At 40.7% G+C, this 14,800-nt stretch carries 14 protein-coding genes; all 14 read right to left on the minus strand.

What is annotated here, in order from left to right:
- Positions 1-17: 17 nt before the first annotated feature.
- The gene (locus VEIT17_RS07015; RefSeq protein ID WP_178885427.1) at positions 18-3,425 is read right to left on the minus strand and encodes a DNA polymerase III subunit alpha; all 3,408 of its coding nucleotides are present in this window, start codon (positions 3,423-3,425) and stop codon (positions 18-20) included.
- 12 nt (positions 3,426-3,437) lie between these two features.
- Positions 3,438-4,205: a M48 family metallopeptidase gene (locus tag VEIT17_RS07020; RefSeq protein WP_178885428.1), complete on the minus strand. Its 768-nt coding sequence runs from the start codon at positions 4,203-4,205 to the stop codon at positions 3,438-3,440.
- A 206-nt stretch (positions 4,206-4,411) separates the two neighbouring features.
- Entirely contained in the window at positions 4,412-4,876 is a 465-nt protein-coding gene (gene tnpA, locus VEIT17_RS07025) for an IS200/IS605 family transposase (protein ID WP_178885105.1), read from the minus strand.
- Positions 4,877-5,105: 229 nt separating this feature from the next.
- On the minus strand, positions 5,106-5,483 hold the full coding sequence (locus tag VEIT17_RS07030; RefSeq protein WP_178885430.1) for a hypothetical protein: 378 nt from the start codon (positions 5,481-5,483) through the stop codon (positions 5,106-5,108).
- Positions 5,484-5,592: 109 nt separating this feature from the next.
- The gene (locus tag VEIT17_RS07035) at positions 5,593-6,009 is read right to left on the minus strand and encodes a hypothetical protein (protein WP_024049304.1); all 417 of its coding nucleotides are present in this window, start codon (positions 6,007-6,009) and stop codon (positions 5,593-5,595) included.
- 5 nt (positions 6,010-6,014) lie between these two features.
- The gene (locus VEIT17_RS07040; RefSeq protein ID WP_242013246.1) at positions 6,015-6,386 is read right to left on the minus strand and encodes a hypothetical protein; all 372 of its coding nucleotides are present in this window, start codon (positions 6,384-6,386) and stop codon (positions 6,015-6,017) included.
- A 359-nt stretch (positions 6,387-6,745) separates the two neighbouring features.
- On the minus strand, positions 6,746-7,174 hold the full coding sequence (locus VEIT17_RS07045) for a hypothetical protein (protein ID WP_178885434.1): 429 nt from the start codon (positions 7,172-7,174) through the stop codon (positions 6,746-6,748).
- A gap of 298 nt (positions 7,175-7,472) precedes the next feature.
- The gene (locus VEIT17_RS07050) at positions 7,473-7,934 is read right to left on the minus strand and encodes a helix-turn-helix domain-containing protein (RefSeq protein ID WP_105097369.1); all 462 of its coding nucleotides are present in this window, start codon (positions 7,932-7,934) and stop codon (positions 7,473-7,475) included.
- A 91-nt stretch (positions 7,935-8,025) separates the two neighbouring features.
- Positions 8,026-9,330 carry a glutamate-1-semialdehyde 2,1-aminomutase gene (hemL, locus tag VEIT17_RS07055; RefSeq protein ID WP_178885436.1) on the minus strand — a complete coding sequence of 435 codons (1,305 nt, stop codon included), beginning with the start codon at positions 9,328-9,330 and terminating at the stop codon, positions 8,026-8,028.
- Between the two features lie 9 nt (positions 9,331-9,339).
- Positions 9,340-10,314 (minus strand): porphobilinogen synthase, encoded by a 975-nt coding sequence (hemB, locus tag VEIT17_RS07060; RefSeq protein ID WP_178885438.1) that lies wholly within the window; start codon positions 10,312-10,314, stop codon positions 9,340-9,342.
- A gap of 102 nt (positions 10,315-10,416) precedes the next feature.
- On the minus strand, positions 10,417-11,931 hold the full coding sequence (gene cobA, locus VEIT17_RS07065) for a uroporphyrinogen-III C-methyltransferase (RefSeq protein ID WP_178885440.1): 1,515 nt from the start codon (positions 11,929-11,931) through the stop codon (positions 10,417-10,419).
- Positions 11,928-12,866 carry a hydroxymethylbilane synthase gene (hemC, locus tag VEIT17_RS07070; RefSeq protein WP_178885442.1) on the minus strand — a complete coding sequence of 313 codons (939 nt, stop codon included), beginning with the start codon at positions 12,864-12,866 and terminating at the stop codon, positions 11,928-11,930. The genes cobA and hemC overlap by 4 nt, the downstream gene beginning before the upstream one ends.
- A 4-nt stretch (positions 12,867-12,870) precedes the next feature.
- A complete protein-coding gene (gene hemA, locus VEIT17_RS07075) occupies positions 12,871-14,142 on the minus strand; it encodes a glutamyl-tRNA reductase (protein WP_060924542.1) in 1,272 nt (423 codons plus the stop codon).
- The gene (locus tag VEIT17_RS07080) at positions 14,111-14,758 is read right to left on the minus strand and encodes a precorrin-2 dehydrogenase/sirohydrochlorin ferrochelatase family protein (protein WP_178885444.1); all 648 of its coding nucleotides are present in this window, start codon (positions 14,756-14,758) and stop codon (positions 14,111-14,113) included. The genes hemA and VEIT17_RS07080 overlap by 32 nt, the downstream gene beginning before the upstream one ends.
- Positions 14,759-14,800 lie beyond the last annotated feature (42 nt).

The following is a 14,800-nucleotide window of genomic DNA, read 5'->3' on the forward strand; positions in this document are numbered from 1 at the left end:
ATCTACTTATGCATATACTATTGCACCTCTACGGAGCCATCACCTAAGATAGCTTCAATAGCCTTGATAGATTCATCACTAGGGTCAAAGCACATATTCAGTGGCAAGTTAATGCGCTTCCGTTGACGGTGCAAGTATAGCGATGTTGGCACAGAGCCTACGGTATTCGTTAACACTCGTTTTAAGGCTTCACTATTTTCTGGCGTATCATATTGGCTGTAAATATGAATGGCCACATGTTTCGCCTGACTATAGTTTACCTTTAACGGCATAATGCGGTCTGCAATAATTTGCACACCCTTTTCATCCGCATCAACGCGGCCTTTTACCTTAACAATCATATCGACCGCCAAGAATTGTTGGCTTTGACTAAAAACCTTCGGGAATGCAACCACATTGGCCGCACCAGAGTAATCTTCAATGCGAAGAATGGACATAACCTCGTTTCGTCTTGTCATGCGATCCGATTTATTTTCAATCAACCCGCCAAAGGTAATGGTTTGACCATCGTATTGCTCTGGATTTTCTACGAGAGCCCCCAGTTCAAAGAGGCCCTCTAATTCCTTAGCATAGCCTTGCAATGGATGACCTGTGATGTAAAAGCCTGTATATTCCTTTTCATCTTTCAATTTATCGTCTTCCGATAAATCCTGCACATTAGGTACAGGGATGAAATCTACAGACTCCTCTATATCACCAAAGAGGCTCATGGTGCCCATAGCAGCATCCTTTTGCTCTTTAGCACCAACGGCTTGGGCGCTTTCATACATATGCAATAATTGGTTTCTATTTTCCTTGAAACCATCCATAGCGCCACACCGAATAAGGCTTTCAAGAAGGCGTTTATTAACCACCTTGTTGTCCACACGTTTGCAGAAGTCCACAATATCCGTGTAAAGACCGTGTTCATTGCGCTCAGTAATCAAGCGATCGATAGCATTGTCCCCTACGTTTTTGATGCCCCCAAGGCCGAAGCGAATGGCATCACCTTGTACGGCAAAGCTGCGCTCAGAATAGTTAATATCTGGCCCAAGGACCTTAACATTGTGCTTCTTGCAGGCATTAATATAGTACGTCAATTTTTGCATGTTCTGCATAAAGCTAGTCATGGTGGCAGCCATGAACTCAGGGAAATAGTGGGCTTTCAAATACGCCGTTTGGTACGCAATGTACGCATAAGCCGCACTATGTGATTTATTAAAGCCATAGCCAGCAAAGTATACGAGCAAGTCAAATACTTCATTTGCAATGGACTCTTCTATACCATTATTTATGGAACCTTGAATAAAGGATTCGCGCTGAGCCTTTAGAACAGCTTCCTTTTTCTTACCCATGGCACGGCGCATCAAGTCCGCTTGACCAAGTGAGAATCCGCCCATAGCAGACGCAATCTGCATAACCTGTTCTTGGTATAAGATTACACCAAAGGTATCTTTTAGAATTGGTTCCAATATGGGATGTAAATAAGTAACCTCTTTTTTTCCGTGACGGCGGTCGATAAAATCCGCTACCATGCCAGAGCCCAATGGGCCTGGACGGTACAAGGCTACCAATGGAATTAAGTCTTCAAAATGTTCAGGCTTAAGGTCCATAACGAGCTTGGTGATACCTTCCGATTCGAGCTGGAATACACCAGAGGTGTCGCCTTTTGTGAGGATATCACAAGCCGCTTTATCATCGAGCGGTATTGCATCTAAATCGAGATCAATACCACGGTTCGCCTTGATGAGCTTTAAGGCATCCCCCATAACCGTCAAGGTACGGAGGCCTAAGAAGTCCATCTTTAAGAGACCTAATTCCTCGATGTTATCTTTATCGTACTGTGTTACAAAGCCTTCATCGTTGGCATTTTGTACTGGTACGTGGTCATCGAGAGGGTCCGCGGAAATTACGACGCCCGCCGCATGAGTGGACGAATTTCGCGCTATGCCTTCCAGCTTTTTACCAAAATCAAATAATTCTTTAACGTTTGGATCAGCTTCGTATAACGCTTTTAACTCTTTCCCTTGAAGAGCTTTATCTAAGGTAATCCCAAGTTCATTGGGAATCATCTTCGCAATGCGGTTCACTTCCGCCAGTGGCAAGTCTAGCACACGACCTACGTCACGAATGACGGCACGCGCTGCCTCAGTACCAAAGGTAATAATCTGAGATACACGCTCTTGTCCATATTTTCGCGTTACATATTCGATAGCTTGACCACGCTTTTCATAACAGAAGTCAATATCGATATCGGGCATGCTTACCCGCTCTGGATTTAAGAACCGTTCAAAGAGCAAATCGTATTTTAATGGATCAAGGCCTGTAATGCCAAGTAGATAGGCTACTACGGACCCCGCCGCCGAACCACGACCAGGACCTACTAAAATGTCATGCTCACGGGCGTAGCGTACATAGTCCCATACGATGAGGAAGTAATCCTCAAAGCCCATCGTCCCAATAACATCTAGCTCATAGTCGAGACGTTTTTGTAGTTCTTCAGACGTTTCACCATAGAGGCGAGGAATTTCTCGTTCACAAACCTTACGCAAATAGGTCTTAGACGTTTCCCCTTCTGGCACATCAAAGTGCGGCAAATGATGTTCGTCGAAATTAAACTCTACATTGCAGCGTTCTGCAATTTTTAAGGTATTTTCGATGGCTCCTGGAATATGTTCAAATAGTTCTGCCATCTCATCCCCAGATTTTAGATAGAATTCATCATTAGGGAATTTTAAGCGATCCACCTCAGCACGACGTCGGCCTGTAGAAATACATACCTTAATATCCTGCGCATCCGCATCCTCCTTTAAAACATAGTGGAAGTCATTAGATGCGACGATGCCAAGACCATATTCCTTGCTGAGCTTAATGAGCTCCTCTTGCGCCTTTGCCTCCTCTGGCAAGCCATGATTTTGGATTTCTAAGAAGAAATTATCCTTTCCGTAGGTCTCGATATACCATTCAATGGAACGCTTGGCGCCTTCCATATTATCTTGCAAGATATACTGAGGAATCTCCCCTTGAATACAAGCACTAAGAGCAATTATGCCTTTGCTGTATTGACGCAATAAATCGCGGTCTGCACGAGGACGATATAACATACCTTCCGTAGACGCTTTCGACACGATTTTAACGAGATTACGATACCCTTCCATGGTCTCAGCTAACAAAATAAGATGTTTTAAACGTTCACGGCTACGACCTTCTGGACGATCAAATCGATTGTTTTCCGTTACATATACTTCACAACCAATGATTGGCTTAACGCCTTGGGCCATACATTCTTTGTAGAAATAAATGGCTGCGTACATATTGCCGTGATCTGTAATGGCAAGGGCCGGCTGATTTAACTCCTTCGCACGACGTACCATGTCAGGCAAACGACTAATGCCGTCCAGCAAACTAAACTCTGTATGACTATGTAAATGTACAAATGGCTGCATGGTACACCTCCTTTAAGGGCGATGAGCAAAATACACGTTCAATGACTTCTTACGAGCCTTCCAATCTGGCAAAAACTGTGCCACTAGATTGTGAAAGTTCTTGGAATGGTCTAAATATTTAAAATGAGCAAACTCATGAACCATGACGTACTCAATATACACCTGTGGTCCCTCTAATAAACGGGTGTTCATCTTGATAAGCTGCTTGGCTGGCGTACAAGAACCCCAACGGCTCTTCATACGCTGCTGCTTTATAGTTGGCATAGGTACATCGATACCTTGCTTGTGGTAGCGTTGATACACGACCTTCGCCCAATGGACAAAAACCTTCTCCCCTAAATTACGCCAATAACTTTGCATTAATTTATGCTTCGCTTCATAGGTTGTACCACGAGGCACTACCATGGTAAGAATAGCCTTCCCATCGAAGCCAATATGAGGCTTTCCGTCCTGCTCAACTAGGCGCAACGTAACGGGAATGCCGAGGATAGATAAGCTTTCACCATTCACATACTGCAACGCATCGACGCGCTTGGCATTCAATGCATCAATCTTGTAACGAGCCCGCTCAATGAAGGGCATATTTTCGATAACAAACTTGTCCACCCTATAATCCGGCACATAGGCATTCGCCGACACATGGATCACACCATCCTTTGTAATACGCATGTTCATGTTCTTCACACGCTTGATGGTTAACTCATATTCAATTCTGTCGCCATTATAGGTAATAGACCTAGTTGTTGAAGTATTCATACCTTTTATTTTATCATAAAACACTCATAAAATCGTAAAATTCTGGTAATTTTAATAGGAATTATTCGATATAGGTAAAATAATAAATCATAACCACCCGTAGAACGGGTGGTTTGCTCTGACCCTATAAGGGTCTTTCTCTAGTGGTGGCCCTCTAAAGAGGGCATTGAATGATCTGACAACCACTCTATTGCCACTGGCTGACCCCTACTCGGGGGCTTTTATTTTGCCTATTTTACTGGCTCACCCGTAAACGGGTCGGTATATTCTTTAAAGTTTAATGTATCTTGCGCTATATCCTCTTGTTGTTGATTGCGAATATACTCTTTTATCGCTCCTTCATATCGTCCTACCGTATCCACATAATATCCTCTACACCAGAAATGTCTATTTCCATACTTATATTTTAAATTTGCGTGTTTATCGAATATCATGAGGCTACTTTTACTTTTTAAATATCCCATAAAACTCGATACGCTTAAATGTGGTGGTATCGTTACTAGCATATGAATATGATCCGGACAGCATTCCGCTTCTATTATCTCTACATTTTTTCTCTTACATAAATCTCGTAAGATTTTACCTACATCAGCTTTTATCCGACCGTAAATTATTTGTCTTCTATACTTTGGAGCAAAAACAATATGATATTTACATCTCCATTTACTATGTGATAAGCTTTTTACGTCATTCATTGACATTGAACCTCCTATGTTGAAATGTTGTGGTTGCCAGACCAACTTCATTCTATCACTAGGAGGTTCTTTCCTTTTCACTAAGAATTTTTTACCGACCCCCAGTTTAACTGGGGGTTTAGTCATGCCTATTCGGCGTACAAAAATAACAGATAGCTGATTTTAGATAATCAGCTATCTGCTGTAAATACTAAAATATTACATTATTAACTTTGGCGCTTATTAAATTTTACCAACTCCAGATTCTAAGAAAGATTAAAAGGATACTCTGTCCTACAGACACAGCAATTCGACCTTTTCCAATAATACTAATGCCATAGCTTTTTCCTTCCTTGCACATAAAATATTCATTAAGATTTTGCTTTAGTGCAAACATTTCCCCCAAAAGAAGAACGGCAAGTATTAACGAAAAAATAGAAAAGCTATGTAAAATCGTCCCACCGAAAATAACCATTAATTCAATCATCAGTAATTGACCTAATTGTATCATTGTAAGAACAATGCTTCTCTTAACATTTGCGCCTGCAATAGTTATTGTATTATTTCGTATAATATATATTGCATACATAGCTAGTAAAATACTACATAAGATACGCCCAGCGTTCATAATCTCTTCTAACTCAACTAATACATTTCTGAATAACTTTACCTATATAACTATTCATTAATTATTACGATTAGCACATAACTAATAGTATGGATTCCATTTGTAAAAGTTAGTAATAATATACAATCATAAATTCATTCATGTTAATAGGTTTTACAGATAATTTTAATACTTCTCCACTAGTTTCTTTTTTAAATGTATTAGCCTCTATTTGCTGCCATCCATTTAAAGCTAAAGATTTTTCTATTGTATCCATATTACTATTACTTACTGCATCAACAATAAAATAAGGTCTAACACTACCAATTTCATATTTAAAAGGATAGATGGCATTGATAGTAAAATGCTCACGATGATCAAAACTTTTATATTCATTCCAAATAAGAGCTTGTCTACCAGAATAAATGGATTCCAATGTATTATCTATTTTCTCTAATACAAGAGCACCACTAAATGAGCCTATGATTATTCCTACTACAAATATAATTATTTTTAATTTATTAATAACAACCCTATCGAAAACCATCTTTATCAATCCACCATTTTATATTTAATTCGTATAAAGTCTTCTTTCAACTGGACTCTAATGCTATTGGTATTAAGACCTTCACTAATTTTGTCCTTATTATCATTTATATCAGCTAAGAATCTACTCTGATTATACTTTGCCTTAAAGTCAGTATAGTCAGAATTCTTCACCATAAACTTATCACCAATGCGAGTCCAGTTTATCTCATCAATCAAATCCTCTTTGTAGAAAGAATATCCATATCTGATTAATGCAGAAGAGTTGTCATTATAATGATAATATCGAGTAGTGATACCAACAATTATAATTAGTATAAAGGCTACTACAATACCACCAAACATATATTTAAATAAATTTGCCCCAAGTTCTTTCAATAAACTTATTCGCATATATCTTTATTACATCCTTACCCTTCTATAATATAATCTTCCATTATACCTATCAAAATCTCTATTAATATACCAATCTCTATTATCCCCATGAGTATATACCAAACAACAGAATAAATTGTTTTAAATTTCATCCCTCAAAGTCCTTTATATTGCCTATATACTAGATTTATCTAGTAGGGTTGCTAACAAACTAGCCACCAAGCAAAAACAGCGAAAAAATATTTCCTAATATGCTAATTATTAGTATTATCTTTTTCCTCAACTACTAATCAACCCCTGCTTGCATTTGGAGTTCTACTTATGCATTAGTTGTTGAGATAGTACAATTTTGCCACCCATAATTAATTTCTTTTTTGTAATATTAAAGTCACTTTATCAGAGCCTCGTTCTTTAAATAGTTCGAGATAAATATTAGTATCATAATCATGTCCAACAATACGATTCTTGTTAATCTCATTCCAGCCTATATTTTGTTTTGAAAGTATTCCTTTAACATCATCAATTGTAAGTGAGTCGTACGTAATTTCAAGATTATTATTTTGATAGGCTCGACCAGATGCATAGTATTCTTCACTTATTTTTTTCACAGATATATCTTCTAGTTTTTGCTCGTATAATTGAAGGCTTTGCATTTGCTCCGGCCTTTTAATATATGCATTTAAAGACATAGCTCCTATTAATAAAAACCAAAACAAAGCAAAACCAATATAAAATTTAACCGTAAAAGGTGTTCGATCTAATATAGATTTTACACCGCTCCATACTTTCATAATGTCTCCTATACGATCAGTTAATATTCAATTCACTTCTATATTTCAATTATATATTAAACCAACTTATATCACCAATGAATATTTTAATATTGTTATCTTTTATTTATTTTTATAGTTAGCCTAAAAAAATGCCAAAGCGGTAGCACATGCATTTACACTATAGTAATACAAAAGCACCATCTACCTAGGTCCGACTTATGTGTCGTTTCCCATTAAGATAGATGGTGCTTTTATGATTGTTATAATTAAATTGTTCAAATAAACATGTTCCACTCACATACAATATAGTATAGCACTACTTTATATTTCGTCGTGCCGCTAAGCTACCAGCGCTGTTAGCTAGGCCCGCTCGATTGATATGTGGGTTCCCATGTTTGTACGTTTTCGGCTTACTACTTTTATCTTCTACCTTTGATTTCTCAAATTTAGTAAATAGATTGTCTAGCTCGCGCAAGAGTGCACGTTTTTGTGAGTCTTTCAACTCAAATACTTCACCTTTATAGGCGATGTATTTATTTTTGAGTACCGGACTGAGATCATAGATGGGCTCGTGTTGTTCTCCATTTACATCTAACAGCTCATCCAAGGTCAATCCATAATAGCGAGACAGGGCACAGAGTGTATCTAAATCTGGTTCGCGATACCCTGTTTCGTAATTTGAAAGCGCCGCATTACTGATACCTACGGCCTTTGCTACTTCGATTTGGCTTTTGCCCATGCGCACGCGAGCACGCTTTAAGTTCTTATAAAACTGCATGTTCATCACCTACATCGATACATAAACAACTACAAACTATATATTTTATAATAATGTATCACTGATTTTTATAGTAGTGTATCACTAATCTTTATAGTAGTGTATCACTGATTTTTTTGAAAGCTTCATCAGCAACGGCTAATGTGCGTTCGATTTCACTACTCTTATGGCAGATAGATACGAAGTTACTTTCATAAGGGCTTGGCGCATAGTAGATACCATGGCTCAAATTATGGTGGAAGAACATTTTAAAGTGTTCTTCGTTACAAGCTGCTGCATCATCAAAGTTCTTAACTGGTTTATCAGTGAAGAAGATGGTGAACATGGAGCCTACCCGTTGCACTACAACAGGCACATTGTATTGAGCAGCCAAGCGTTCAAAGCCTTCGCAAAGGGCTATGGTTGCGTCTTCTACTTGTTTGAAAATAGTTGGGTCTCTTTGCAAAATGGAAAGTGTTGCAAGACCAGAGGTAACGGCAATTGGATTACCGCTCAATGTACCAGCTTGATAAATAGGACCAGCTGGTGCAATTTGGTTCATAATCTCACGAGCACCGCCAAATACAGCAAGTGGCATGCCACCACCAACGATTTTACCTAAACATGTAAGATCAGGTTTAATATTGTAACGTTTTTGAGCACCGCCACTGCTAGCACGGAAGCCACACATAACTTCGTCAAAAATCAACAATGCACCGTGAGCCTTAGTTACTTCGCGCAAGGTTTCAAGGAATCCTGGTTCAGGAGGCACACAGCCCATGTTACCCGCTACAGGTTCTACGATGATAGCCGCAATAGTATCACCAATCTCGTCGAATAACTTGCGAACCGCATCAGAGTCATTGTACGGTAAGGTTATGGTGTTTTCTGCTACGCCTTGAGGAACACCAGGGCTATCTGGTACGCCAAAGGTAGCAAGACCAGAGCCAGCTTTCACCAAAAGCGCATCACTATGACCATGATAACAACCAACGAATTTTACGATACGATCGCGACCAGTATAACCACGAGCTACACGCAAGGCACTCATAGTTGCCTCTGTACCAGAGTTAACGAGGCGAATAACCTCCATAGATGGCATAAAGGCTTGTACCTTTTTCGCCAATTCTGTTTCTAGTAATGTAGGCGCACCATAGCTAGTGCCGCGAGGAATTGCTTCTTGTAGGCTTGCAATAACCTCAGGGTTCGCATGGCCCAAAATCATAGGACCCCAGCTCAACACATAGTCGATGTATTCGTTGTTGTCGATATCATAAATACGGCTACCGCTAGCACTGCTGATAAACGGAGGATTAGAACCTACACTGCGGTAGGAACGAACCGGACTATTTACGCCGCCTGGCATATAACGTTTAGCCTCTTCAAAGGCCTTTTCAGATTTACCGAGTTGGAACATAGTTCCTCCTTATTGTTGTAACCATTTAGCAATATCTAAGGCATGGTACGTAATGATGATTTTAGCACCAGCACGCTTCATGGAAAGCATTGTTTCCATAACGAGGCGTTCTTCGTCGATGAGACCAGCTGCCGCAGCAGATTTAACCATTGCATATTCGCCAGACACATTGTATACCGCCACAGGTAATTCATAGCGGTCACGTGTTTCACGAACGATATCCAAGTAGGACAATGCTGGTTTAATCATGATAATATCTGCACCTTCAGCGATGTCGAGTTCGATTTCTCTGAAAGCTTCCAACCGATTAGCTGGGTCCATTTGATAGGATTTGCGGTCCCCAAATTTAGGTGCAGAGTTAACGGCACCACGGAACGGACCATAGTAAGCGGATGCGTATTTTGCAGCATAGCTCATAATAGATACATTAGTATAACCTGCCGCATCAAGGGCTTCACGGATAGCACCTACACGGCCGTCCATCATATCGGATGGCGCCACCATATGGGCACCTGCTTCTGCTTGGCTTACCGCTACTTTACAAAGCAATGGCAATGTTTCATCATTTAAGATTTCATGATCATCAATCATGCCACAATGGCCTGTTGTTGTGTATTGGCACAAGCACACATCAGCTACCACCAATAGGTTTGGCACAGCTGCACGGATGGCTTTGATAGCTTGTTGTACAGGTTGGGACATATCCCATGCAGAGGAACCTTGTTCGTCCTTATATGTAGGAATACCGAAGATTTCTACCCCAAGAATACCAAGATCAAATACCTCTTGAGCCATTTTTACAGCTTCATCAACGGATAAGTGGTATTGGCCTGGCAACGTATCGATTTCCTTTTTGATACCTTCACCAGGAACGATAAATAATGGATAAATTAAATCAGTTACGTCGAGTGTCGTTTCCCGTACCAAATCACGCATTTCTGGATTGATACGCAAGCGGCGAGGACGGTATGTTAAATCATACATGTGATCCTCCTATAGGCCCTATAGGGCTCATTAAAATATTAGAAGCTAGCTCATATGAGATATTGTTATTTCCTAAATAGAAACAACTATATGCTATCCTTATTAAGCCTTAGCATCATTTATAATAGCATTAACTAAGCCATCGGTTGTATATACATCACTGATGACAGCAGGTTTAAGACCTGCACTCATAGCCGTAGCAGCTGTGATAGGTCCGATGCAAGCAATCTTAGTATTGCCTAATAGTTTCAATGCATCATCACCCAATAATTGGATTGTATTAGTTACTGTAGAGGAACTTGTAAACGTAATGTAGTCTACAGTACCTGCAGTTAATGCATTGATTAATGCTTCTTGTTGAGATGTGTCTTGTGTCGTTTCATATAAACGCAAAATATCTACATCTATATCGTGATGACGCAAAGAGCGTGGAATTACATCACGAGCTACTTTTGGTTGGATGAGCAATACAGAATCGCCTGCTTTGAGTTCTTCTTCAAGAGCCTCTACAGCAGATTCAGCCTTGTAGTCTACAGGAATGATATCTGGTACGATGCCGTATTTTTGAAGTTCACGAGCAGTAGCACAGCCGATAGCTGCTACTTTAGAGTTACCTAATGCACGAGTGTCCTTGCCCTCTTTATAAAGAGCATCGAAGAAGTAACGTACCCCTTCACCAGAGGTGAATACGATGCATTGGTATTGTTTTGTATTATTGATGATACGACGATCTTCATCAAATAACTCCAATGGAGATGTTTTAATCGCTGCCGCTTCCACTACATTAGCACCTTGAGCTGCTAATTTTTCGCGGAATGCACTAGCTTGGGAGCGAGCGCGTGTAACTACAATAGTTTTGCCGAATAACGGTTTATTATCGAACCATTGTAATTTTTCACGAAGGTTAACTACATCTCCTACTACGATGATAGCTGGCGCTTTTAGTTGTGCCTTTTCTACGTCTTCTACTACATGTTCAAGGGTAGATACGAGAACTTCTTGAACCGTTTTTGTACCCCAACGAACAAGCGCTACTGGTGTAGAAGCTGGGCGTCCATGAGCAATCAATTTTTCTGCAATGGTAGGTAAATTGCCAACACCCATTACAAAGCAAAGTGTATCAACGGCTGTAGCAAGGCCTTCCCAATGAATACCAGATACGGCTTTAGTTGGATCCTCATGACCTGTTACAACCGCAAAGGATGTAGCCATAGCGCGTTGTGTTACAGGAATACCTGCATAAGCAGGAGCTGCGATTGGAGATGTTACACCAGGTACAAACTCAAATGGTACGCCAGCTTCACCAAGTGCCATAGCCTCTTCACCACCGCGACCAAATACGAGTGGATCCCCGCCTTTTAAGCGTGCTACGATTTTGCCTTCTTTACCTTTTTGTACTAACAGCTCATTGATTTCCCATTGGTGCATTGTGTGATCTTTACATTGTTTACCAGCGTAAATCAATTCTGCATCTGGGCGTGCCCATTCAAGTAAATGAGCATCTGCTAAATAGTCATATACAATTACATCTGCTTTTTCAATGCATTCGCGACCTTTTACAGTAATAAGTTTAACATCGCCAGGGCCTGCACCGATTAGATATACCATACCTGTCATTTTATGATTCCTTCCTCTATGAGAGCATCCACAATATGTTTGCCCCCTTCTTCATATAAGGCTTTTGCAAGGTTTTTACCAAGAATTTCAGCTTTCTTTGCTGGGCCAGAAATTTCTCCTTCGTACACAGTTTTACCATCGAGGGACGCAATCATGGCCTTTAAGGTCAATTGACCTTTATTGATAGTACCATGTACCCCCATCGGCACTTGGCAACCACCATTTAACTGACGCAAGAAGCTGCGTTCTCCTTCAACAGCATAGCGTGTAGCTTCGTCGTTAATGGGAGCCAGCATTTCAAGCATTTCCGTATCGTCAGCACGACACTCGATAGCAAGTGCCCCTTGACCAACAGCAGGAATCATTTCATCCGCTTTAAATACTTGGGTAATTTGATCATCTAAGCCCAACCGTTTAAGACCGGCTTGTGCCAAGATAACGCCATCTAGTTTTTCTGTTTCAATCTTGCTCAACCGAGTTTGTACATTACCGCGGATAACTTCGACCTTAAGGTCAGGACGGACATGTAATAATTGCGCTTGGCGACGCAAGCTACTTGTACCGACGCGAGCACCTTCAGGCAATTTATCTAATGTTTTATACACGGGGCTCACAAGCGCATCGTAAGGCACTTCACGGGCGGAAATAGCGCCTAAAGTAAGACCTTCTGGCAACTCTGTAGGCATATCTTTCAAGCTATGTACGGCGATATCAATGTCGCCTTTGTGCATAGCTTCTTCTAATTCAGCGGTAAACAAACCTTTACCACCAACTTGAGCCAGTGGTTTTTCCAAGATACGGTCCCCTTTTGTATTAAAGTGAACTAGCTCGACCGTAATGTTTGGGTACAGACGTTGTAACTCTGCACTAATATGTTCAGCCTGCCATAGGGCAAGGGCACTTTTTCGCGTGCCGATTCGAATATGGTCTCTCATGGCCTTAGCCTTCTTTCTCAAGATTAAACATATCTTTGAATAAATCCCAGTACAAACCTTCTTCCTCTGTACCAGCGATTTCGTTAAAGTGAATCATCGGTTCACGCAACATTTTGCGAATGATCATACGACTCATAGAGTCCATAATGCGGCGCTCCTTATCTGAAATATCAGGTAATTTCGCTAATGCGCGATGTAACTCACGACGGCGAATGCGTTCTGCTTTTTCCGTGAGCAATGCCATCATAGGGCGCACCGTCAAATAGCTCAATTTGTCTAATAGTTCTTCAATAGCATCGTGAATGATCGGCTCTGCACGACGAGCTTCTTCTTCGCGCTGTGCCTTATTTTCTTCAACTACACTCTCAAGAGAGTCGATATTAAATAGGTAAATACCTTCCATATCTGCTACGCCGGGATCAATATCGCGTGGTACCGCAATATCAATCATAACGATTGGCTCACCTTTGCGAAGGGAGGTAATTTTCTTTGCTTCACGCTCAGTAATAATATAGTGCGGCGCCCCTGTAGATGTAATGAGGATATCCGCATCTTTAGCGTAATCTACAAAGTGATCTAGCTTAACAGCTTTACCATTAAATCGCTCAGCTAAAGCCTCTGCCTTGGTAAAGGTTCTATTAGATACGAAAATCGTTTTTACGCCCTTTGCTTGTAGGTGCGTTGCGGTCAACTCGCTCATTGTACCAGCACCTAAGATGAGTACCGTCGCCTCAGATAATGGTTTATCTAAACTATCCTCAGCGAGGTTAACAGCCGTATAGCTCACAGATACTGGCGTATTAGCAATACCTGTATTCGTGCGAACCTTTTTACCAACACTGATAGCGCGTTGGAACAAAATATTGAAAATCGTGCCTGTGCAACCTGCGCTATAAGCTTGAATATAAGCCCCTTTTAATTGGCTCAAAATTTGACCTTCCCCCAGCACAAGGGAATCAAGACTTGCAGATACGCGGAATAAATGCTCGATGCAATCTCGTCCTTCATAATAGAAAAACGCATCTTCATCGATGTGGTCGGCACCTTTTAAATCCTTTAACACGGCCAACATATATTCTTTAGGGAACTCTACACCTTCTAAGGCCGCATAGATTTCAGTTCTATTGCATGTAGACAAAATAACGCATTCTGCTACACAGTCGAATTCATAGAGGCGGTTCAGTGCTGAAGCGACCTCGTCCTTATCAAACGAGAAACGTTCACGCACCGCAACAGCAGCACTTCTATGATTTAGACCTAATACCACTAATTTCATGGTCAAGTTTCTCCTCTATAGTCATCCACTCTCCCTTGAGAATGGCTTCAAATGTTTCTACAGTCAGATGGTTTCGCCAAAATTTCTGTCGAGCCTCTGGAGTAGGAAGTAGTAACTTTACTTCTTCTCTAAATATTTTAAGTCTAGGCATAGCCTTTTGCAACTGACCATAACGATTCATCATATCTTGTTTTACGAGGCGATTGATACGAGGCCCTACATTATTAGCGCTAATAGCGATATGAAGATCGCCTAATTCAAGGGACGAAGGCACAGTAAATCTGCACGCTCTAGGGTCATCACTTCGATTAGTCCAAACGCGGTGTTTTTTCCCCATATCATATAACGTATCGTTTAATTCGCTATTATCTGTACAGATAAAGAACAAACTGCTCGTTATAATGTGGTGTTCATCATCCATTGTGAAAGCACGGTCGTACCACGTGATACGATTATCCTTTGCCCATTGGCAAATCCTATCTGTTACAGTGGGAGCAATCACCACAATGTTGCATGGCTCATCAATAAAGAGCTGCATTCGTCGCTCTGCGACCTTCCCGCCGCCAACGAATAGGATTGTATCTTCAGTTGTAGGTTGAAATGTTATGGATACCATGGCTGTCCTACTATATACAAAAAAATCGGCTTGATGGTCAAG

The sequence above is a fragment of the Veillonella nakazawae genome (assembly GCF_013393365.1).
GTDB classification, from domain to species: Bacteria; Bacillota; Negativicutes; order Veillonellales; family Veillonellaceae; genus Veillonella; species Veillonella nakazawae.